The sequence below is a fragment of the Lacrimispora struthionigena genome (genome assembly GCF_048627165.1).
Taxonomy (GTDB): domain Bacteria; phylum Bacillota; class Clostridia; order Lachnospirales; family Lachnospiraceae; genus Lacrimispora.
Genome location: NZ_JBMBWP010000002.1, coordinates 2,945,944 through 2,969,245 on the forward strand (window position 1 = coordinate 2,945,944; position 23,302 = coordinate 2,969,245).

At 42.8% G+C, this 23,302-nt stretch carries 17 protein-coding genes; 15 read left to right on the forward strand and 2 right to left on the reverse strand.

Annotated features, from left to right (window positions below; all coding sequences use genetic code 11):
• The first annotated feature begins 15 nt into the window (after positions 1 to 15).
• From ACOAOT_RS22810 to ACOAOT_RS22820, 3 genes are read left to right on the forward strand one after another with little or no spacing between them, the layout of a single operon-like run.
• Positions 16 to 894 carry a carbohydrate ABC transporter permease gene (locus ACOAOT_RS22810; RefSeq protein ID WP_349674081.1) on the forward strand — a complete coding sequence of 293 codons (879 nt, stop codon included), beginning with the start codon at positions 16 to 18 and terminating at the stop codon, positions 892 to 894.
• On the forward strand, positions 894 to 1,721 hold the full coding sequence (locus ACOAOT_RS22815) for a carbohydrate ABC transporter permease (protein WP_420219040.1): 828 nt from the start codon (positions 894 to 896) through the stop codon (positions 1,719 to 1,721). The genes ACOAOT_RS22810 and ACOAOT_RS22815 overlap by 1 nt, the downstream gene beginning before the upstream one ends.
• 4 nt (positions 1,722 to 1,725) lie before the next feature.
• A complete protein-coding gene (locus ACOAOT_RS22820; RefSeq protein WP_420219041.1) occupies positions 1,726 to 4,179 on the forward strand; it encodes a glycoside hydrolase family 31 protein in 2,454 nt (817 codons plus the stop codon).
• A 72-nt stretch (positions 4,180 to 4,251) separates the two neighbouring features.
• Here the strand turns inward: ACOAOT_RS22820 and ACOAOT_RS22825 are convergent, their stop codons facing one another.
• Positions 4,252 to 5,010: a class I SAM-dependent methyltransferase gene (locus ACOAOT_RS22825; protein ID WP_420219042.1), complete on the reverse strand. Its 759-nt coding sequence runs from the start codon at positions 5,008 to 5,010 to the stop codon at positions 4,252 to 4,254.
• 335 nt (positions 5,011 to 5,345) lie between these two features.
• On the opposite strand from ACOAOT_RS22825, the gene licT reads away from it, so the two are divergent.
• From licT to ACOAOT_RS22885, 12 genes are all read left to right on the forward strand, one after another.
• Positions 5,346 to 6,185 (forward strand): BglG family transcription antiterminator LicT, encoded by an 840-nt coding sequence (gene licT / locus ACOAOT_RS22830; RefSeq protein ID WP_420219043.1) that lies wholly within the window; start codon positions 5,346 to 5,348, stop codon positions 6,183 to 6,185.
• A gap of 207 nt (positions 6,186 to 6,392) precedes the next feature.
• Positions 6,393 to 8,264 (forward strand): beta-glucoside-specific PTS transporter subunit IIABC, encoded by a 1,872-nt coding sequence (locus tag ACOAOT_RS22835; protein WP_420219044.1) that lies wholly within the window; start codon positions 6,393 to 6,395, stop codon positions 8,262 to 8,264.
• 19 nt (positions 8,265 to 8,283) lie between these two features.
• Entirely contained in the window at positions 8,284 to 9,723 is a 1,440-nt protein-coding gene (locus ACOAOT_RS22840; protein ID WP_420219045.1) for a glycoside hydrolase family 1 protein, read from the forward strand.
• A 21-nt stretch (positions 9,724 to 9,744) separates the two neighbouring features.
• Complete coding sequence (locus ACOAOT_RS22845) at positions 9,745 to 11,496, forward strand: carboxylesterase family protein (protein WP_420219046.1); 1,752 nt, start codon at positions 9,745 to 9,747, stop codon at positions 11,494 to 11,496.
• 189 nt (positions 11,497 to 11,685) lie between these two features.
• Positions 11,686 to 13,311: a response regulator transcription factor gene (locus tag ACOAOT_RS22850; RefSeq protein ID WP_420219047.1), complete on the forward strand. Its 1,626-nt coding sequence runs from the start codon at positions 11,686 to 11,688 to the stop codon at positions 13,309 to 13,311.
• Entirely contained in the window at positions 13,295 to 14,737 is a 1,443-nt protein-coding gene (locus ACOAOT_RS22855; protein ID WP_420219048.1) for a sensor histidine kinase, read from the forward strand. The genes ACOAOT_RS22850 and ACOAOT_RS22855 overlap by 17 nt, the downstream gene beginning before the upstream one ends.
• A gap of 168 nt (positions 14,738 to 14,905) precedes the next feature.
• A complete protein-coding gene (locus tag ACOAOT_RS22860) occupies positions 14,906 to 15,988 on the forward strand; it encodes an ABC transporter substrate-binding protein (protein WP_420219049.1) in 1,083 nt (360 codons plus the stop codon).
• A gap of 150 nt (positions 15,989 to 16,138) precedes the next feature.
• Positions 16,139 to 17,659, forward strand: a complete 1,521-nt coding sequence (locus ACOAOT_RS22865) for a sugar ABC transporter ATP-binding protein (protein ID WP_420219050.1) — start codon at positions 16,139 to 16,141, stop codon at positions 17,657 to 17,659.
• Positions 17,652 to 18,707 carry an ABC transporter permease gene (locus ACOAOT_RS22870; protein WP_420219051.1) on the forward strand — a complete coding sequence of 352 codons (1,056 nt, stop codon included), beginning with the start codon at positions 17,652 to 17,654 and terminating at the stop codon, positions 18,705 to 18,707. The genes ACOAOT_RS22865 and ACOAOT_RS22870 overlap by 8 nt, the downstream gene beginning before the upstream one ends.
• Positions 18,708 to 19,724: an ABC transporter permease subunit gene (locus ACOAOT_RS22875; RefSeq protein ID WP_420219052.1), complete on the forward strand. Its 1,017-nt coding sequence runs from the start codon at positions 18,708 to 18,710 to the stop codon at positions 19,722 to 19,724.
• Positions 19,725 to 19,983: 259 nt separating this feature from the next.
• Positions 19,984 to 21,372 (forward strand): MATE family efflux transporter, encoded by a 1,389-nt coding sequence (locus tag ACOAOT_RS22880; RefSeq protein ID WP_420219471.1) that lies wholly within the window; start codon positions 19,984 to 19,986, stop codon positions 21,370 to 21,372.
• 13 nt (positions 21,373 to 21,385) lie between these two features.
• Complete coding sequence (locus tag ACOAOT_RS22885) at positions 21,386 to 22,387, forward strand: alpha/beta hydrolase (protein ID WP_420219053.1); 1,002 nt, start codon at positions 21,386 to 21,388, stop codon at positions 22,385 to 22,387.
• On the opposite strand, the gene ACOAOT_RS22890 is transcribed toward ACOAOT_RS22885, so the two are convergent.
• On the reverse strand, positions 22,356 to 23,171 hold the full coding sequence (locus ACOAOT_RS22890; RefSeq protein ID WP_420219054.1) for a helix-turn-helix transcriptional regulator: 816 nt from the start codon (positions 23,169 to 23,171) through the stop codon (positions 22,356 to 22,358). The genes ACOAOT_RS22885 and ACOAOT_RS22890 overlap by 32 nt on opposite strands.
• Positions 23,172 to 23,302 lie beyond the last annotated feature (131 nt).

Here is a 23,302-nt window from a genome sequence, read left to right on the forward strand (position 1 = left end):
AAGAGAGTGAATACAATGAATAGAAAAAAGATATATCCTACGTGGTTTGCAGCTGGGGCATTGCTCCTGTATTCGGTGCTATTTGTCCTTCCCGGAGTGATTGGAATCGGTTATTCTTTTACAGACTGGTCATCTTATTCGGACCAGCTGAAGTTTGTGGGGCTGGAAAATTTTAAGACTGTATTTTCCGCTGACGGAAATTATCTAAAGATTATGAAAAACACTTTGGTATTCACTCTTGGAACAACTGTTATAAAAAATATACTGGGACTTGCGCTTGCAGTTCTGCTTACAAAGTCCATTCGCTTTTTGAATTTTCACCGGGGTGTTATGTTTATGCCCTCTGTGTTGTCCACCCTGATACTGGGAATGATTTTTACTTCTATTTTAAATCCGTCAACCGGGTTGCTAAACACATTTTTTAAAGGGATCGGTCTTGGTGGTCTTGCAAAACCATGGCTTACAAGTCCCGCGTACGCATTCAAGTCAGTAATGGCAGTGGATATCTGGCGCGGAACGGGATACATCATGACAATTTTAATAGCCGGAATCCTGTCTATCTCCTCGGATTATTATGAGGCGTGCAGTATCGATGGAGCCTCTGGCTGGCAGAAGTTCCGGTTCATCACGCTGCCGCTGCTTTTACCAACTCTGGCGACAACCACTGTTTTAAATGTAATCTACGGTCTTAAGGTCTTTGATATGATCTATGCGTTAACAAATGGTGGACCGGGTAAGGCTACCACAGAGGTTCTTTATACGGCAGTATTTAAAAAATTCGGCACTGGTCAATATGCCATAGGTACGGCTCTTTCATCCGTAATGTTTTTATTTATGGTGTTTATCGGATTTTTTATGATCCGTCTGATGACGAAAGACGAGGTGCAGGAATAATGAAAGCAAAAAAGAAAGCCGCTGCTGCAGCAGTAAATGCAGCGGCGTGGATTATAACAGCAATATGCCTTGTTCCCATGCTTTTAATATTGTTAAATTCGTTTAAAGACAGTCTGGGAGCGTCGGAGATGAATCTGAAGTTTCCAGCAATTCCGCTACAGTGGAATAATTTTCTGGTAGTAATAGAAAAGGGAAAGCTTCTTACCTCATTTATGAACAGCTGCATCTATTCCGTAGTCAGTGTGTTTCTGTGTACCATACTTGCATCAATGGCTTCTTATGTATTTTCAAGAAACCGTTCCAAATTAAACCGTTTTCTCTATCTTTACATGGTGCTTGGAATTACCATGCCGGTTAACTATGTGGCATTGACAAAAGTTATGATGTTTCTTACACTAAATAATACAAGACTTGGAATTGTGCTTTTGTATACGGCAATGCAGCTGCCATTTTCAGTATTTCTGATTCATGGGTTTGTGGCAAAGCTGCCGGCAGAACTTGATGAAGCCGCCGTAATTGACGGATGCTCACCGGTGAGACTGTTTGTATCAGTCATTCTTCCACTATTAAAGCCTGCGATTGCCACGGTGATTGTGCTGACCTTTTTAAATACCTGGAATGAATTTGTATCACCGCTGTATTTTTTAAGCAGTTCTTCTAAATGGCCAATGACATTGTCCGTATATAATTTTTTCGGTATGTATTTTAAAGACTGGAATCTGGTTTGCGCAGATATTCTGCTGACCAGCCTTCCGGTAATCCTGGTATATTTGCTGGGACAGAAATATATTGTATCCGGTATGACGGCCGGAGCGGTGAAAGGATAAGGTTATGTCAGAGAAATATAGTGGGGCGGTTGTGATTGAGGTGGGGGGAATTACCCTGACTTATCGGAATATTGCATCAGACATTATCCATTGCAGTTGCAGCAAAGATGGGCGAAAGCAGATGACTTCCCCTCTTGGAATTGAGCTGCCGGAGCAGGGGAAACTGAATTACGAGAGTACGGATTCTGTTTGTCTGCTGGGTAATGGGCGGATGAATGTGAAGGTTGACATAAGAACTGGGGCAGTATGCTGGACTCTTGCTGATACGGGGAAGCTGCTTTTTGAAGAACCTGGAAGGGAACTGGAGGAGATTCCTGTTTTTCGCTATACAGTAAATGGGGATAATGTTGATGTTTCACGGGTAAAAACTGTGGATGGAGAGAGAAACTTTGTAAATAATCTGGTTTCTCAAAAGGTGAGGACTGCTTACCGGGGAAAATTGTATTTTAAATGGCAGGAAAAGGAACGGATTCACGGTTTGGGGCAGGGAGAGGAAGGTATCTATAATTATAGAGGAACCACTCAGTATCTGTATCAGCATAACATGAGGAGTCCGATCCCATTTCTCGTATCAGACCAGGGCTACGGCATATTATTTGACTGCGGTTCTTTGATGACGTTCAATGATGATTACCGGGGATCTTACGTCTACTTTGATACCATTGATCAGCTTTCCTACTATATTATACAGGGAAATAATCTGGATGAAATCATGTCAGGGGTCAGAAGGCTGACCGGTCAGGCCCCTATGCTGCCTAAGTGGTCTTTTGGATACATTCAGTCAAAAGAGGCCTATCATACCCAGGAAGAACTCCTTGCTGTAGCAAATGAGTATAGAAAAAGGAAAATTCCGATTGATGGAATAGTACAGGATTGGAACACCTGGGAGGATGGAAAATGGGGGAATAAGATTCTGGATAAAACCCGTTATCCGGATTTTCAGGCAGCGGTAGAGGAGCTTCACAGGAAACACGTTCATGTAATGGTTTCTGTATGGCCAAGTATGAGTTCTGATGGAGAAAATTACGAGGAATTTAAACAAGAGAATCTCCTTTTAAATGATTTCTCCACCTATGATGCGTTTAACCCTGAAGGTAGAAGTATGTATTGGAAACAGCTTGAGCAGGAACTTTTTTCGGCAGGTGTGGATGCGTGGTGGTGTGATTCCACAGAGCCGTTTAGCGGGCCTGACTGGAGAGGCGGCTATAAAAAGGAGCCATGGGAGCGTTATCTGATTGTTGGAGAAGAACATAAGAAATATTTAGACCCAGGGGAAGCAAATCTGTACGGTGCAGTTCATGCCAGAGGAATCTATGAGAATCAAAGAAACAGCTGTGAGGATAAACGAGTATTAAATCTCACCCGTTCCGGCTATGCAGGTTCACAGGCTTATGGCACGGTACTCTGGTCAGGGGACATCTGTGCAACATGGGAAACATTTCAAAAGCAGATCCGGGAAGGGCTTAATTTTTGCATGAGCGGACACCCTTACTGGACTTTAGACGCAGGCGGATTCTTTGTGGTAAAGGACAACTGGAAGAAGCGTGGCTGCGGCTGTCATAATGATCCGGAACCAAAATGGTTCTGGCAGGGCGGATATGAACTGGGAGTAGAAGACGGTGCGTACCGGGAGCTTTACGTCAGATGGATGCAGTTTAGCACATTTCTTCCTATGTTTCGTTCTCATGGAACTGATACTCCAAGAGAGATCTGGAATTTCGGAGAGCCTGGAACTATGTTTTATGATGCACTGGAGAAATGTATCCGTCTGAGATATCAGCTTTTACCATACACCTATTCGCTGGCAGGAAAGGTGGCGCTTCATGATTACACCATGTATCGAAGCCTTCTGTTTGACTTTCCGGAAGATGAAACTGCCTGTGAATTGGGTTCCCAGTTTATGTATGGAGACTCTCTGCTGATTTGCCCTGTAACAGAGCCCATGTATTATAAACCGGAAAACCGCAGCTTAGAGACAAAGAAGCAGTGGGAATGCTATCTCCCCTCTGGAGTAAGCTGGTATGATTTTCAGTCCGGTGAGAAATACGAAGGCGGGCAGTGGGTTACAGTGGAGACCATTCTTGACCGGATACCGGTGTTTGTACGGGAGGGTGGGATTATCCCCATGGAGCAGGGACTTGAGTATACGTTAGAATCGGTAAATACCCCATTTGAATTCCATATATATGAAGGAAAAGATGGAGTTTTTGAACTGTATGAAGATGCAGGAGATGGGTATGAATACGAGAGCGGAACGTATAACCTGATCTCAGTTTCATGGAACGATGCTGAGAAAGAGTTGTGTGTGGGTGAAAGCAGCTTTGTATTTGATCAATCCATATCCGGGCGGATCTGTGTGGTTCATACTTCTTCAGGAAAATCGAAAACATTCTCTTATAATGGTAAGGAGATAAAAGTTAAAATGCAGGATACGGATTCTGAGGATGAAACCTGCTGAAATAACATGTAAAGAACCGGAGACATGTACTTTGTTCACTTGTACATGTCTCCGGTTTTTGTGATGATTTTTTTATGATTTAATAGAATATACCATTAGTTGAAGCTCTTTTGAAGTTTCTTGTTTTCCATAATAATTGGAATAGGTTTGTATTATCGTCATATTTCTGGCCTCTAAAATTTCATCCAGCTCGTCATGGGAATAGAGCCGGATTGTATCACCGCGGAGGATTTCCGGTTTAACCAGGGGTTCTCCATAAGAAATAGTTTTACCCCCATAAAGCATAATTTTCTTTTCCGCGTTCCATTCAAAACTGGATAGAGAAAGCGCATTCTCCCCTGCCTCCCAACTGGTGGCTGGAAAATGTAATTTGGCATATTCCCCATTGCACAGATCCATAAAGTGTTTTCCGCCAGGTTTTAAAGCATCTGCTATCACATCAAAAATCTTTAAATTTTCATTATCATTTTCCAGATAACCAATGGCTCCGTCTGCTAAGTTTAATACAACATCAAACTCCTGATTAAATTTAAGATCACGAATATCTGAAAGTATGAACCGGGCGCTTAAACCCTCTTTCTTTGCTGTATCTTCTGCATCTGTGATATAGTCTTTGGTAATATCAGCTCCGACAACCTGAAATCCTCTTCTTGACAGTTCCAGACTATGCCTTCCAAAACCACAGGCCAGATCAAGGATTCGTTGATCTTTTCTTAAGTCTAATGTTTTAATAATAAAATCAATCTGCTGTTTTGTATCCTCTACCCATGAATGATTTTTTATATCCAGGCTCCATATATTTTTATACCAGTCTGATCCTTTTCCAATCATCAAAGTTCCTCCAAATTTTTAATTGCCGGCATAATTATTTTAATTCAAAAAACAGGAAATTAGTAGACTTGAATAAAAAAATATGGTATGATTGATAATAGAGTGCGGCTATATACAGAATACTTGTATTGTGCATTTTCGACAAAAACATACAGGAATTTTATCAGATTTGTATATAGATCTCCATAGGTATCCATGATATACTGTACCTAGAAAATAGATGTGTAGTTTGTGACTGGTAAGGCAGGCAAGATCTACAGGGTTGATATCACATGTTAACAGAATGTGGTAAGTGGTCCTGATAGCTTGTCTATTTTTTTTATCTGAAGGGGCTTATGAAGATAGAGAAGGTTCTGAATAATAATATGGTATTAGCTTATAATACTGAGGGAAAAGAGATCATACTGAAAGGGAAAGCAATCGGCTTTGGCAGGAAAAAAGGCGATGAAGTGGACCACAAACTGGTAGAGCGTGTGTTTATTCAGAATGATAAGCGTGATGCTCGTCATTTTGAAGAATATTTTGCAAAACTTCCTCAGGAATATTGGGAGATCAGCGAACAGACTGCTGATTATGCAAAGAATGAGTTTGGCATGCAGCTGGATTCCAGGATCATACTGACGATCTGTGATCATATTGCAGGTGCAGTTGACCGTTACAAAGAAGGAGTTATCCTTCGAAACGCCATGCTATGGGAAGGAAAGAGGTTTTATCCCAGCGAATTTAAGGTAGGTCAGTATGCGGTTGATTTAATCCAAAGAAGGCTTAATATTTCCATGGAAGAAGATGAAGCCATGTTTCTGGCATTTCATTTTGTTTATGGACAGAACAAAAAGCAGGAGCCGGACAATCTGGAATTAATTACAGGCATTATCCGTGATATAGTGGATATTGTGGAAGCTGCTTATCAGGTTAAACTAAACACGGAAACCTGGGATTACAGGCGTTTCGTAACACACATTCGATTTTTTGCGCAGCGTATGCTGCAAAACAAGCAGTACGAATCTACGGATGATGAGTGGTATCAGCTTTTGAAGAATAAATACCGCAAATCATACAACTGTATAGTTAAAATAGCTGATTATATCCATGACCGGTACTATTATGAGATGGACCGGGAAGAGATGATGTATCTGATGATTCATATAGAAAAAGTGACGAGAGAACTAACTTAGTTTTTTAGAGCACTGTTAAAACAGAAAGATGGGATTGTTACCGGACTATATTGTCTGGGCAGGACCCTGCACATAAGCGGCTGCGGATTATTATCAGGCAGTCAGCTTTTAGCAGGGTCTTTTTTTGTAACTTTTTTGAATGATGAGGCGTCACAGACACCTTTTCAGATAGACAATAAAAATAACCTTATAAAGGGGGATCATTTTATGGCATTAGATTATGCTAAAACCGCAGAGACAATATTAAATAAAGTCGGCGGAGAGAAAAACGTATCAGGACTGACACACTGCATGACACGTCTGCGGTTTGTACTAAAAGATTCAGCAATACCAAAGGATGCTGAAGTTGAAAAAATTCCAGGAGTCATTCGTGTTATTCGCCAGGGCGGACAATATCAGGTGGTAATTGGAAACGAAGTCAGCAATGTTTACAAAGAGATGTTAAAACTGGGCCATTTTGAAGAAAGCACAGGCTCAGCGGAAGGCGGTTCCAAGGAAAATTTATTCTCAAGACTTTCCGGCTTTATTGCAGGCTGTATGACACCACTTCTTCCTGCCATGCTTGGCTGTGGTATGATTAAGGTGGTTCTGACACTTCTTACTACGTTTAGTCTGATTGACAGCACAGGCAGCACTTATGTCATTCTAAATGCAGCAGGAGATGCATTCTTTTACTACATGCCAATATTGCTTGCAATGACAACGGCAAAACGCCTTGGCTCTAATATTTACCTTGCGATGGTAGTAGCTGCATTAATGATTCATCCAAACATTACAGCTCTTTTGGCACAGGGAAATACCACATATTTTGGATTGCCGGTAACAGCAGCTTCTTATCCTTCTTCTGTACTGCCGGTATTGCTGATTGTACCGATTATGGGTTATGTGGAGCGATTTGCAGACAAAGTCTGCCCAAGCCTGGTCAAAGTATTTTTAAAGCCCTTACTTGTCATTTTTATTACCATTCCTATTGCTCTCATTGTAGTTGGACCAATCGGAAGCATCCTTGGAAATTATCTGGCTTCTGGTATTAACTTATTATACAGTAAGGCAGGCTGGCTTGCAATTATGATACTTTCTGCAGGTATGCCGTTTATCGTTATGACAGGTATGCATTATGCATTAATTCCGATTGCATTAACCGGTCTTTCCAGTTTGGGATTTGATGCAATCTTAATTATTACCATGTTCTGTTCTAACTTAGCACAGGGCGGTGCGTCTTTAGCAGTTGCTGTACGCACGAAAGACAAAGATGCAAAATCTACAGCATCTGCGTCAGGTATTTCTGCTATTATAGCCGGTGTAACAGAACCCGCTATGTACGGTGTTACATTAAAATATAAGACTCCAATGATCGCTGCTGTAATTGGTGCCGGAGCCGCAGGTCTTTATGCAGGAATCATGCATCTTGTAGCTTATTCCATGGGAGGATCACCATCCGGATTATCTTTAATTCAGATGATTGGCGGAACAGGATTTGGAAACTTATTAAACGGTGTGGTAACTCTTGTTATATCACTGGTTGTTTCCTTTGTTATGACCTTAGTTCTTTATAAACCGGAAGTAAAAGAAGAATCACCGGAAGAAATCGTCGAAACTCCAGTTCAGGAGAAGAGGACACTGGTGGATACAATTGAGCTGGCAAGCCCATTAAGCGGAGATATAATCCCGTTAAGCCAGGTAGAAGATGCAGTATTTGCCGGCGGAGTTTTAGGGGAAGGTCTTGCAATTATACCTTCTGAAGGAAAAGTATATGCACCTGCAGATGGAATCATCAGTGCTGTTGTTGATTCCAAACATGCAGTGGGAATCACCACAGATACAGGAGTTGAAATTCTGATTCATGTAGGTCTTGATACCGTTCAGCTGGGGGGAGAAGGATTCACTCTTCACTGCAAGGCTGGAGACAAAGTAAAAAAAGGCAGTCTGCTGCTGGAATTTGATATGAATAAAATTAAAGAAGCTGGTTTCCCGGTTACCACTCCGGTTCTGGTGTCAAATATGGTAAACTTTGTCAGCCTGAAGACCACCGATAAAAAACAGGTGAAAACAGGTGAAACTTTATTAACAATTGTCTAATAAATGAAAGAGGTGTGAGATGTCTGTATTTTCTGATAACTTTTTGTGGGGAGGCGCAGTAGCAGCCAACCAGTGTGAGGGTGCCTGGGATGTAGACGGGAAGGGAATTTCCGCTTCCGATGTATGTACAGGAGGTTCCCATACAAGATCCAAGCGGATCACAAGGACCTTAGAGCCTGACACCTTCTACCCAAGCCATGAAGCCATTGATTTTTATCATCACTATAAAGAAGATATTGCTCTGTTTGCAGAGATGGGATTTAAAGTATTTCGTTTCTCCATTGCCTGGACCAGGATTTTTCCTACAGGCATGGAGGAAACTCCCAACGAAGAAGGACTTGCTTTCTATGACCGTGTGATTGATGAATGCAGAAGCCATAACATTGAGCCTCTCATTACCATCTCTCACTATGAGATGCCATTTGCACTGACAGAAAAATACAACGGCTGGTCCTCCAGAGAGTGCATAGATTTATTCGTGAAATATGCCAAGACGCTGTTCAAGCGTTATAAAGGAAAGGTGAAGTACTGGCTGACATTCAATGAAATTAATGCCGGAACAATGCCTATGGGAGGTTTCCTTTCTCTTGGTATTTTAAATGAAGGAACGACTGATTTCACCAATCAGGTTGATAATCCTCAGCTTCGCTTCCAGGGTCTGCATCATCAGTTTGTTGCCAGTGCCCTTGCTGTGAAGGCAGGTCATGAGATTGATCCTGACTGTAAAATCGGCTGTATGATCTGCCACATTACCACCTATCCAATGACCTGTAATCCCGATGATATTTTAGAAGCTCAGAAAAGAAACCAGATCTTAAATCAGTTCTGCGGAGATGTTCAGGTGCGTGGTGAGTATCCTAAGTTCATGGACCGATATTTCAAAGAGAATGGTCTTGAAATTAAGATGGAACCAGGTGATTTGGAGGTTATTAAAGAAGGCTGCGTAGATTATTATACATTCAGCTACTATATGTCCAACTGTGCTTCCGCTGATCCGGATCTAGAAAAAACCTCCGGCAATTTAATGGGCGGAGCCAAGAATCCCTATCTGGAAGCAAGTGACTGGGGCTGGCAGATTGATCCCAAGGGCCTTCGTTATACATTAAACGAGCTTTATGGCCGCTATGAGATACCGCTTATGGTTGTGGAAAACGGTCTGGGTGCCTATGATAAAAAGGAAGAAGACGGAAGCATTGAGGATGATTACAGAATCAGCTATTTAAAGAAACATATCGAGCAGATGCGTGAAGCAGTTGCTGACGGTGTGGATTTAATGGGATATACGCCATGGGGGTGCATTGATCTGGTCAGCGCTTCCACTGGAGAAATGGCAAAACGTTATGGTTTCATCTATGTTGAGAAATACGATGACGGAACCGGGGATTTATCCAGAAAAAAGAAAAAATCTTTTGACTGGTATAAGAATGTGATCGAAACCAATGGAGAAGTATTAGATTAATATAACTGGGGAGTTATTCATATGAAAAAAAGAGGTTTGGCAGCAGGTTTTGTTTTAATGATCATGGTTATGACAGCTGGTTGTGGCAGTGCGGCAAAGACAGAAACATCTGCTTTGCAGACGACAACTGAAACAACGGCCGCAGCTACGGAAGCAGTACCCGTTTCGTCAGACAGTACAAAAGATGGGGCCACAGTGGTTTCTACCACATACGGCCCCGTAAAAGGGGTACAGGAAGGGGAGCTCCTGACCTGGTACGGAATTCCATACGGAAAGGCACCGGTGGGTGAATTAAGGTGGCAGGCACCAGCAGCGCCGGCTGCCTGGACAGAGGAATTAAATTGTACCGAAGCATCACAGCCTGCGCTTCAGCTTTCCGGCACTGAGGTAAAGGGAAGTGAAGACTGTTTAAAACTTGATGTATATGCAAAAGAGGGAAGTAAAAAGCTTCCTGTGCTTGTATTTATTCACGGAGGCAATAATCAGACTGGAAAGGCAGGGGAAATTCCCGGAGCTGATCTGGTAAAGAATGATAACTGCGTTTATGTTTCTGTGGATTACCGCCTCGGCCTTTTGGGCTTTAACTGCCTGCCTGCATTAACCGCCGGAGACAATGGAACCGGAAACTTTGCCATGCTTGACATTGCCTATGCTCTTGACTGGGTGAAGGAAAACATTGAGGCGTTCGGCGGAGATCCGGGTAATATTACTATTTCCGGGTTTTCAGCAGGAGGCCGTGATGTTATGGCAATGCTGATCAGTCCTCAGTTTAAGGGCAAATTTCAGAAAGCCATTGCCTTCAGCGGAGGTATGACCACAGCTTCAGAAGATTTAAGCGCAAAAAAGATTGCAAAAGCCATAGCACCGCTAGCGGTTGAGGATAAGAAAGCAGCAGATGAAAATGCTGCATACCAGTGGCTGATGACAGATTCCGCTGATGTGAAGGAATACCTTTATTCCTTATCAGCAGAACGTCTGGTGCCTCTTATGGGAAATGCAGCAATCCGTATGAGTGTATTCCCCCATCTTTATGAGGATGGAGTGGTAATTCCGAAAAATGGATTTGATACGGAAGATTATAACAGCGTTCCGCTCATGATGCTTACCGGAAGCTCTGAGTTTTCCATGTTCTGTCTGGGAGACGGATATTTTAAGAGTGATGACATGGCAGGATATTCAGAGGATGAGATTAAGGCTGCGAAAGCATTTGCCAGCAAATACGGAAGTGATATGTACCGGATCTTTAATGCCCAGGAAAGTGCGGTGAAGATGTCTGAGCACTATCAGTCTGATATTTATATCTGTCAGGTTAATTACGGCAGCGATCAGTCTTCAGTTAAAGATTTGGGCGACTATGGTGCATTCCATGGCATCTTCGTCCCCATGCTTTCTGCCAAACACAATTATCTTGAGTTTTTCCCGGATGCATTTGGTAAGGCAGGCTATCAGGCGATGGCGAAGCAGTACAACAATTATCTGGCAAACTTCTTAAAATCAGGAGATCCAAATGGTGATGGGCTGGCAGCGTGGAGCAGCTGGAAACCGGATAAAAAAGTGTCCATGGTATTTGACGGGACACAAACCGATGCAGTTGTTGAAGAAAAAGATGTAACAACCACCTACCAGGATATTATGAAAGCCATGGATCAGGATACCAGTGTTTCTGATGAGATTAAGGATAAAATGATTAAAAATGTTCTCAACGGACGGTGGTTCAGCCGCGGGCTAGATGAACATTACGGTAATAAGAGCCTTTGGAGTGACGTAGAATAAGTGTTTTAAAAGAGATTTGTAATTCCTGAAAAACCGGGAGTTACGAATCTCTTTTTTTGTGGTACTATATGGGGAGAGGTATGTTTTTTTACGAATGAAAATGAAGGGGCGGAAATTATTCTCTTATATTTCCATAGAGGATTTTATATAATCGAATCATAGAAATGCGGCTGACAGGGGGAATCAGACATGGTTAAGATATTTCTTGCAGAGGATGAAAAAATTGTCCGTGAAGGAATTAAGAACGGAATTGCCTGGGAAAAATATGGGTTTGAATTTGCCGGGGAAGCACCGGATGGAGAGTTGGCTTATCCAATGATATTAAAATCGAAGCCGGATATACTGCTTACGGACATCCGGATGCCTTTTATGGATGGACTGGAACTGGCGGAGATGGCGAAACGGGCTTTACCGGATATACATATTATGTTTTTCAGCGGATACGATGATTTTGAGTACGCCAAACGGGCGATTAAGATTGGAGCTGCGGATTATCTCTTAAAGCCGGTGAGCAGCAGCCAGCTTTTGGAAGCGTTGGAACGAATGAGTGAGACAATCATGCAGGAAAAAAGCGAGAAGGGATACAAACAGGAATTTTTAAAGCAGCAGGAAGAACGAAAGCAGATGGACCGGGACCGGTTATTTGATATTATCGTATCTGGGAAGCTGGGACTTTCTGAGCTGCTTCGAAAAGGTCAGGAGCACAATCTCTCTTTATCTGCCCCTATGTACAATCTCATTTTGTTTCAGGCAAAAGGAGCGGAGAGCCAGGATCAGTACTCGGATGAGAATGTGCTGTTTGATAAGAGGCTGAAGGAAGAACTGGAGGGAAGAGCCGACATTATCGGATTTAACCGGCTTTCGGAAGGATATGGCTTTCTGATTATGGGAGAAGAATCCGATATGGAGCGGAAGGTATCATATTATTCGGAAATTCTCATACGGCTGGCGGAATCATTTCCTGAGATGGAGTATTTTGGTGGGATCGGAACTCCGGTGTGCAGACTCAGTGAGATCCGAACTTCCTTTAAAGCAGCAAGCAGGGCTTATGCCTGCCGTTATATGTTGGACCGCAACCAGATTTTAACGGCGGAGGCAGCGGTGCGGATTCATAACGATACCGGAAGTATCAGCCTGGAGGGAATTGATATCACCAAGTTAAGCCGTGACATTATTCCCAACTTCTTAAAGAACGGATCAGTCCCTGAGGTGAAGTATTTCGTTGAGGAATATATGGAGGCCTGCGGGAATAATATTAATTCACTGATTTTCAGACAGTACATCCTGATGGATGTGTATCTGGCAGTTATCGGGTTTGTTTCTCAGCTTGGCTTTGAGCCGGAACAGGTTTTAAAGGAGTTTGGAGATGCAAAGACCATGCAGCCCTGTGTGAACTCCATGGAATCCGCGGTTAAGTATACCAGGGAGATTCTTGCAAAGGCCATTGGTTTTCGAACCACCTGTTCCCAGAAAAAGTACCGGCTGGTTCTTGAAAAGGCAGTGGATTATATAGGAGCCCACTATCAGGACGAAGATATTTCATTAAATGCTGTGGCGTCGGCGGTAAATATCAGCCCCAATCATTTCAGTACCATTTTCAGCCAGGAGATGGAGATTACATTTGTGGAATACCTGACAAAAGTACGCATGGATGCTGCCAGGGAATTACTGCTGAAAACGGATTTGAGGACTTCAGAAATCGGATATCAGGTGGGATATAAGGATCCCCATTATTTCAGTTACCTGTTTAAGAAGATTCACGGAATCACACCGAAGTCGTTTCGGTCAGGGGGAGAAAATGAAATACAAAAGTGATTCAATTAAAGCCAAAATAAAAAACATGCAGGCAATCGTCTTTATCCCGGTCATCATTATGATTGGGATATTGCTATATACCATGGAATGGCAGAATCAACAGTATCGTCAGAGTATACGTAACCTTACAATGGCAACAGAGTTTAATTTTGATTTTAAATCCAACATTGATTATAAGATGTACCGGATTGTTATCGGAGCAGACACCTTTGAATCCTTAAACCCGTATGAAGATCTGGAAAATTCCAAAAAGATCTTTTTGGAGCTGAAAGATACCACTCCACAGGAAACCAGCAAAAAGGGGCTGGATGGAATCGTAGTTTTAATCGGAATGCTGGAAAAACGAATTGAGGATATTCAGACCAGCAACATTATCGGGGATTATGACCGGAATATGGCACGTCTTGATCAGGATATCTATGCCATTACTGATTTAATTCAGGAGTCCATGTCTGACTATATCTATAATGAGACAAAGACCCTGGAGTCTGTACGCCAGAAGCTTGACACCCAGACAAGGCAGGTCATTGCTCTTTGCATTGTAATTGCTTCTTATCTCATTGTATTTTTACTTGCTTCCTTTTCATCCTTTGGAAAAAGAATTACAAAACCCATTGAGGAACTGTGTGAATATACCATGAAGCTGGCAGACGGGAACCTGGAAGTCAGCGCACCAAAAAGCAATATCAGGGAGATAAAGGTTTTAGGGGAACAGTATGACCAGATGGTAATCCGGATTGGAGAGCTGATCCGACACATTAAGGAAGAACAGGAGTTAAAGAGGAAAACAGAACTAAAGCTTTTGCAGGCTCAGATCAATCCTCATTTTTTATATAATACGTTAGATACCATTGTCTGGCTGGCCGAGGGAAAGCAGCATCAGGAGGTGGTAGAGATGATTACTGCACTGTCTTCTTTTTTACGGATTGGTTTGAACAACGGGCGGGATTTTATTACGATTAAAGAGGAAGCAGAGCATATAAAAAGTTATCTTTTAATCCAGCATTTCCGCTATGAGGACATTATGGATTATGAGATTGATTTTGAAGAGCGGATCCGGGATTATTCCATATTAAAACTTACCCTGCAGCCCATTGTGGAAAATGCACTTTATCATGGAATAAAGAATTGCAGAAAAAAAGGATTCTTACGGATCAGCGGCTGGCAGGAGAATGAAGATATTCTTTTAAAGGTAGAGGATAACGGAATTGGAATGAAACCGGACGAGGTAAGAAAGATGGAGCATCAGATCGCCGGCGGCAGCAAAGCGGATTTTCATGTAGGGGAAGGCTTTGGAATTGCCAATGTGGCAGAGCGGATCCGGCTGAATTTTGGTGAGGCGTATGGACTTACCGTTGAAAGTGAGTACGGAGTCGGAACGGCGGTTACGGTGAGGATTCCGGCAGTGAGATGGGGAAATATATAAAAAAATCAACTTTTATCCGAAAAAAATCAACTTAATTTCTGGAATATATGGAAATAGCGTAAGAAACTCAACCCTTTGCAAAAGATATTGTATTGAGAAATCAGGGGGATGGGTCTATGATACAGGTAGTTACTTAATAGCGAGTTATTCTTATTGGAGGGAACGGATATGAAGAAAAGAGTTTTAAGCTTTTTGACAGCTGCGGTTATGACAACCGCCATGATTTTATCTGGTTGCAGCGGATCTCAGACAGCCGCAACGACAGCAGCACCTGCTGCTACAGAAAAGAAAGCAGAGACAACGGAAGCAGCAAAAACAGAAGCAGCAACCACCACAGCAGCACCTGCAGAGAAAAAGGAGATCGTAGTAGGATTTTCTCAGGTTGGTGCAGAGTCTGACTGGAGAACGGCCAATACCGAATCCATGAAGTCAACGTTTACAGAAGCAAACGGTTACAAGCTGATTTTTGATGATGCACAGCAGAAACAGGAAAATCAGTTAAAGGCAGTTCGTAACTTTATTCAGCAGGATGTTGATTATATCGTTATCGCACCAGTTACAGAAACTGGCTGGGATACCGTTTTACAGGAAGCTAAGGACGCAGGAATTCCGGTTATCATCGTTGACCGTATGATTAATGTATCTGATGATTCCTTATATACTGCATGGGTTGGTTCCAACTTCCTTCAGGAAGGTTATGATGCAGTAGCATGGCTTGATGAGTATTTAAAGAAGAATAACAAAGCAGACAGTGATATCAATATCGTTACTCTTCAGGGTACCATCGGTTCTTCCGCACAGATCGGACGTACCAACGGCGTGGAAGAGAAGATGAAAGATCACCCGAAGTGGAAGATGTTAGAGCGTCAGACTGGTGAATTTACACAGGCAAAGGGTCAGGAAGTTATGGAATCCTTCTTAAAGACCTATAAAGATATTAATGTTGTAATTGCTGAGAACGACAACATGGCATTTGGTGCGATTGATGCAATCAAGGCAGCAGGAAAGACTTGCGGACCGAAGGGCGATATCATCATCATTTCCTTTGATGCAGTTTCTGCAGCATTTGACTCCATGATCGCAGGAGATATGAACGTTTCCGTAGAGTGTAATCCTCTTCACGGTCCTCGTGTAGCTGAGATCATTCAGAAGCTGGAGAAGGGCGAAAAAGTTGATAAGATTGCATATGTAAAGGAAGGCGTATTCCCGGCAGATACAGCAGCAGCTGAAAAACCAAAGAGACAGTATTAATTGGTTGGGACTAAGGCGCTGAAAGCAGAATGATAGCCAGAGAAACAGGTGCAGGGAATGGAGGACGGGGTCAGTCCTCCTCCAGGCACCTTTTTTAATCTCCTGACATGCAGTGAAAAGCAGAAAAAGTGGAGAAAAAGGAGGGATTTTATGCCCAATGAGATAGTACTTAGCATGAAAAACATATCGAAGACATTTCCCGGGGTACGTGCCTTAGACCATGTGGATTTTACCTTAAGAAGCGGGGAGATCCATGCTCTTATGGGAGAAAACGGAGCAGGTAAATCAACGCTCATAAAGGTTTTGACCGGGGTAGAAGAATTTGAATCAGGTGAGATAAAAATTGAAGGCGAAAGCCAGATGATTATTAACCATTCTCCCCAGGAAGCCCAGGAGCATGGGATCAGTACCGTATATCAGGAAGTAAATCTCTGCCCCAATTTATCGGTGGCTGAGAACCTGTTTATCGGAAGGGAACCAAAGCGGGCAGGTCTCATTGACTGGAAGACCATGAACCGGAAAGCGGCAGAGCTTCTTTCCAAACTTGATATGAACATAGATGTAACAAAGGCACTGGAGAATTACTCCATTGCGCTGCAGCAGATGATAGCCATAGCAAGAGCTGTGGATATGTCAGCAAAAGTTCTGATTCTTGATGAACCCACCTCTTCCCTGGATGACAATGAGGTAGAAAAGCTGTTCCGGTTAATGAAGCGTCTGAAAGCTGACGGAGTGGGAATTATCTTTGTTACTCATTTTCTGGAGCAGGTTTATGAAGTCTGCGATAAGATAACCGTACTTAGAAACGGCGGTCTGGTAGGTGAATATGAAGTAGAAAAGCTTCCCAGAGTACAGCTGGTGGCTAAGATGATGGGTAAGGATTTTGATGATCTGGAAGCCATTAAAAAAGAAGGAAAAACTGCCGGAAAATCCAGTGAGGCAGTCATTGATGCCAAAGGAATCGGCAGGCAGGGAACCATAAAACCCTATGATTTGCAGATTCATAAGGGAGAAGTGATCGGTCTGACCGGACTCCTGGGTTCCGGACGTTCAGAACTTGCAAGAAGTCTTTATGGGGCTGATAAACCGGATAGCGGGGAGTTAAAGGTCAATGGAAAGACTGTAGTTCTCCATACTCCACTTGATGCCATGATGGCTGGTATGGCATATCTTCCGGAGAATCGGAAAGAGGAAGGAATTGTTGCCGATTTATCGGTAAGGGAGAATTTAATTCTGGCTCTTCAGGCTAAGAGAGGCATGTTCCACCCAATTGGAAGCAAAGAGCAGGAGGAACTGGCTAACAAGTATGTGAAGCTGCTTCAGATTAAGACCGCAAGCCTGGATACTCCCATAAGAAGTTTAAGCGGAGGAAACCAGCAGAAGGTGATTCTGGGAAGATGGCTTCTCACAGATCCTGATTTTCTGATTCTTGATGAACCCACCAGAGGAATTGATGTTGGTACCAAGACTGAGATTCAGAAACTGGTGGTCCAGCTGGCAAAAGAGGGTGTTACTGTTATGTTTATCTCCTCTGAAATTGAGGAGATGATCCGTACCTGCAGCCGGATGGCAGTTTTAAGAGACCGGGAGAAGGTTTCTGAACTTATGGAGGATGAACTTGATCAGAACCATATCATGAAGGCAATTGCAGGAGGTGGAACAGATGAATAAGGGAAAGGCATTTATAAAAAGACTGACAGGATATCGCTTGTTTCTGCCCCTCTTCTGTCTGGTGCTTGTTCTGTTTTCCAATTTGATAAAGACTCCCAGCTTCTTTGAGGTAACCATTAAAAACGGCGTTCTCTATGGATATATTATTGACGTAATTAACCGTGCCAGCGATCTGGTTATTCTGTCTGTTGGAATGACATTGGTAGTTGCTGCCTCAGGTGGTACAGATATCTCAGTGGGGGCTGTTATGTCTGTGGCAGGAGCGGTGTGCTGCTTCATTCTTTCAGGGGGACAGCAGTCTGTAAATGAGTTTGTGAATCCTTATATTCTGGGCGTACTGGCTGCCATTCTTGCAGGAATTTTATGCGGCTGCTTTAATGGTTTCCTTGTTGCAAAGCTTAAGATCCAGCCCATGGTGGCGACGTTAATTTTATTTACCGCCGGACGAGGGATTGCTCAGCTGATTACAAAAGGCCAGATCACCTATATCCGTGTGGAATCCTATAAGATGCTGGGATCCAGCATTCCAGGCATCCCCATTCCCACTCCCGTGTTCGTCGCTCTGATCGTGGTGCTGCTCACCTACGTTCTGTTAAAGAAGACCACACTGGGACTTTATATTCAGACTGTGGGAATTAATGCAAAGGCTTCCAAACTGATGGGAATTAAGTCTGCAATGATTATTTTCCTTTCTTATGTTTTCTGCGGTCTATGCGCCGGTATATCCGGACTTGTGGCCTCTTCCAGAATCTATTCTGCCGATGCCAACAACATTGGACTGAATCTGGAATTAGATGCCATTCTTGCAGTGGCACTTGGAGGAAACAGCCTTGCAGGCGGAAAATTTTCACTGTTAGGAAGTGTCATCGGAGCTTACACCATTCAGGCACTGAGCACCACCCTTTATGCCATGGGTGTTTCTCCAGACCAGATTCCGGTATATAAAGCGGTTGTAGTTGTTGTAATTGTAGCGTTACAGTCAACCGAGTTAAAGCGTATGGTGAGTAAACTGCAGATGAACGTTAAGTCAGGAAAGAAGGTGGCATAAATGAAGAAGAGAGAAAAAATTGATGGAAAGGTATTTTTACTGATTATCACCATCCTTCTCTTTTTGGTGATGTATGCAGCCGGTCTGATCATATTCAAAAGCAAAGGGTTTGCAAAGCCTCAGGTATTTTTAAACCTGTTTATTTCCAACGCCGGTCTGATTGTAATTGCAGCGGGTATGACAATGGTTATGATAACTGGTGGAATTGATATTTCGGTTGGTTCCATTGTAGCCCTGACCTGCATGATGCTTGCATGGATGATGGAAATTAAGGGAATGGGAGCTGTTCCTGCTCTTGTAATCGTTCTGATTATGGGAATTGTATTTGGTCTGGTACAGGGATTTTTAATTGCATATCTAAAGATCCAGCCATTTATTGTTACCCTGGCCGGAATGTTCTTTGCAAGAGGTCTTACTGCGATTATCAGTCAGGAAATGATCAGTATTAAAAATGAGCTGTTTTTAAAATGGGCAAAGAGCAAAATTAACTTAACCTTTTTAGGCGGTACTGTAAACAAAAAAGGTATGGTGAATTATTCATTTATTTATCCCAGTGTAATCATTGCACTGATTGTTCTGATCGGTATATTTGTTCTTTTAAAGTTTACCAAGTTTGGAAGAACCATTTATGCGGTAGGCGGAAACGAACAGTCAGCGCTGATGATGGGATTAAATGTCAGGCGGACCAAGCTGCTTGTATATGTGATTAATGGCTTCTTATGTTCGTTGGGAGGTTTCTTATTTGCATTAAACACCTGCGCAGGCTTTGTTGAACAGGCAAAGGGCTTTGAAATGGAAGCCATTGCATCAGCAGTTATCGGAGGAACCCTGCTAACTGGAGGTGTGGGCAATGTGTTTGGCAGTCTGTTTGGAGTTCTGATTAAGGGAACTATTGAGACCTTTATTACGTTCCAGGGAACACTGTCTTCCTGGTGGACCAAGATTACCATTGCAGCACTGCTCGCATTCTTTATCATTCTTCAGAGTTTATTTGCAAAGGCAAAGGAAAAGAAATAAAACGTGAATGAAAGAAAAGCCGGGGGATTTGCCTTCCCCCGGCTTTTCTTTTTTCTAATCACTGGCCGTTTTTTTCTGGTTTTCCGGTAATTCTCAGTTAATGGTAATATCCTGATTTGTAGAAATTATGTAGAAGTTTTGATTGCCTTTGGGGGTTATATTTATTATAATCGAGGAAACCTGCTTTTTTAAAGTGTGGGAATGAAATTTGGAAAAAACGGAGGTAGCACAGAAAAAGTACGCTTTTACTGTTATAAGTATGAAAAAATTTATTGGAAACAAAGCGTTTTATAGTATGGTACTGGCCATTGCAATTCCTATTATGATCCAGAACGGAATTACCAATTTTGTCAGTCTTCTCGATAACATCATGGTGGGAATGGTGGGTACCGGGGAGATGTCCGGAGTTGCGATTGTAAACCAGCTGATATTTGTTTTTAATGTCAGTGTGTTTGGAATCGTCTCTGGTGCGGGAATCTTTGGAGCCCAGTTTTATGGCTGTGGAAAGCATGAAGGAGTAAGGCACACCTTCCGGTTTAAGTTTTTGTGCTGCCTGTTCCTGGCAGCCGTAGCGGCGGTCATATTCTATTTTTACGGAGAGAACTTGATTTACATGTACCTTCATGGAGAAGAAAGCAGCGGAGATCTTACAATTGCTCTTACCAATGGCCGCAAATACATGCTTGTTATGATGGTGGGGCTCTTGCCCTTTGCCATTGAGCAGGCATATACCAGTACTCTTCGTGAGTGCGGGGAAACCGTAATCCCCATGAAGGCAGGAATCGTTGCAGTGCTGGTTAATCTGGTCCTTAACTATATTCTTATCTTTGGTAAATTCGGAGCACCGGTTCTTGGCGTGGTGGGCGCAGGAATTGCAACTGTTGTGGCAAGGTATATTGAGACCATAATTGTTATAGTCTGGACTCATAAGCACAAGAAACGCTTTCCATTTATTGAGAATGCATATAAGAGCATGCATATACCAGCGAGCCTGGTGGGCAGAATCTTTGTGAAGGGTACCCCTTTAATTGTAAACGAAGCTTTGTGGGCAAGCGGAGTGGCAATGTTAATGCAATGTTACTCTATCAGGGGACTGACTGCTGTGGCTGGATTAAATATTTCCAATACCATTGGCAATGTGTTTAATGTGGTTTATCTGGCTCTTGGAGTGTCTGTTTCCATTATTGTAGGACAGCTCCTGGGTGCTGGTAAGATGGAGGAAGCCAGAGATACAGATACCAAAATGATCGTATTTTCCGTTGCATCCTGCGCAGTAATGGGTACAATCCTGGCAATAGTAGCACCTCTGTTCCCTATGATTTACAATACAACCGATGAGGTAAAGCACTTAGCAGTTCAGTTTATCCGGATTCTGGCCTTTATTATGCCGATGAATGCATTTATGAATGTATCTTATTTTACATTGCGTTCCGGAGGAAAGACGGTTGTAACCTTTTTCTTTGACAGCGTGTTTATGTGGGTGGCAAGTATTCCGGCAGCGTATCTGCTAAGCCGATACACCCAGATCCCCATTGTTCCGCTTTATTTTATGTGCCAGATGGTAGATATTATTAAATGTATCATCGGTTTTGTTCTGGTAAAGAAAGGGGTATGGATTCAGAATATCGTTATGGATCACGAGGCATAAGAGAGGAGAAGGTATGATGTTTGAGTCGGTTTCCGTTGATACAACCATTGAAGAACTTTGTACAAAAAAAGAGCTCTCCCAGTTTTCTGATTATTTTTTTACTCATATGACAGAGGATGTATGGAAGCGCAGAATTGGTGATTATGGAAATGAACAGTGTGGGATACTGCCTGCGATCAAGCGGATTTATGAGGTAATGGAAGAAAACAGCCAGGTAATCTACGATGTTTATCCAAAAGAGGCATGGGAAAAAGAACCGGATAAGGAACAGGTGAAACTGATTCATATGCCGGGAGACCCGGATAAGCCCTTTGTACTTGTGTGTCCCGGCGGGGGGTATGCAAGGGAATGGGTACTGGTTGAAGGCTATCCCATCGCCGAGCAGTTAAACCGAATGGGGTATTCTGCATTTATCTTAATTTACCGGACAGGTCAGAAGAACCTTCTTCCCAAACCTATGGAAGATACAGCGGCGGCTCTTAAATTTCTTGATGCCAATCGGGATAAGTTTCAAATCAGAATGGAAGGCTATGCAATGGCGGGATTTTCCGCTGGAGGCCATCTGGCAGCTGTATGGGGAACGAAAGAGAAGGGATATGCGGCCTATGATATTCATAAGCCGGGTGCCCTGTTTCTTGGTTATCCCAGCATCTCGACGGTTCAGTTTTTAAAAGATATGGAGCGGGCTTCTGATTCTGAGCGGGCAGCAGCCGTGAAGTATTTAGAACGGATCGGAGGGGAGAATTTTACAGAAGAAGGGCTGGCGGAGTACAGTGTGGAATACCTTATGGATCAGGATTATCCTCCCTGCTATCTGATTCACAGCAAAGATGATCCTGTCGTTAATATTGAAGCCAGCTACTTAATGGAAGAACAGCTAAAGCGCTTAAATGTTCCTCACAGAGTGCGGTTTATGGAGCATGGGGGACACAGCTTCGGTCTTGGAAACGGGACGGAACTTGATGGCTGGCTAACAGACGCCGTCAGTTTCTGGGAAGCTGTTTGCGGTTTTTAGAAGGTGACATGCCGATTATGGACTTAAATACACGGTTAAAATGGGTTACATTGGAAAAGCCCACCTCTTTGCTGATATCTGTGATTGTCCGGTTTGTCTCCATAAAAAGCCTTTGAGCATGGATAATACGAATGTTATTGATATACTGGATAATGGTGCTGTTTGTGTAGCGCTTAAACTCCCGGCATAAGTAATAAGGACTTAAATAAAAGCGGGAGGCCAGATCTTCCAGTGTGATATTTTCCGAAGAATGGCTGTGAAGGTAGTGAAGAATTTCCGTAATGCGGCTCCGGTTTTCCGGGGCTGCTTTTTCATCCGCTCTTCTGGCAATTTTAATTAAAAGGAGATTGAGCAGCATCTTCATGGCATCAGAATGAAACCCTTCTCCTTCTCCCTGCTCTTTTAAAATATCGTTTAACAGAAGATGAACGGACTGGCTGGCTTTTGTATCAAACCGGTATACTCCGGCTGACTGGCTGAGGGTGTGGAGAACTTCCGGCACAATGACTGTTTCTGGGGAAAAATAGACCAGAACCCGTTTAAAGGGCACGTCATTATCTCCATAGGAATGGTGCATGGAGTAGGGAGGAAAGATAATAAATTCCCCTGAGTTTAAGGAATAAATATTATCGTTCACCATATGATATCGTTTTCCGTATTCCAGATAATATAATTCAAAATATTCGTGATAATGGGATTTGGCCATGTTATCGTTTACACCCTGAATCCGCTCAGTGGCGATCATCTGGCCTCCTGCCATAATGAAACTTGCTGTATCAATCAAGATCGTACCTCCATGGGTATAGCTGGCTTCATTATAACGTTTTAATGACCGGATATCAATATAGGATTAATGAGAAATGATATCAGTAAATGTTCTTGCTTTTTCTTAGATCTTGTGATATCATGAACTCA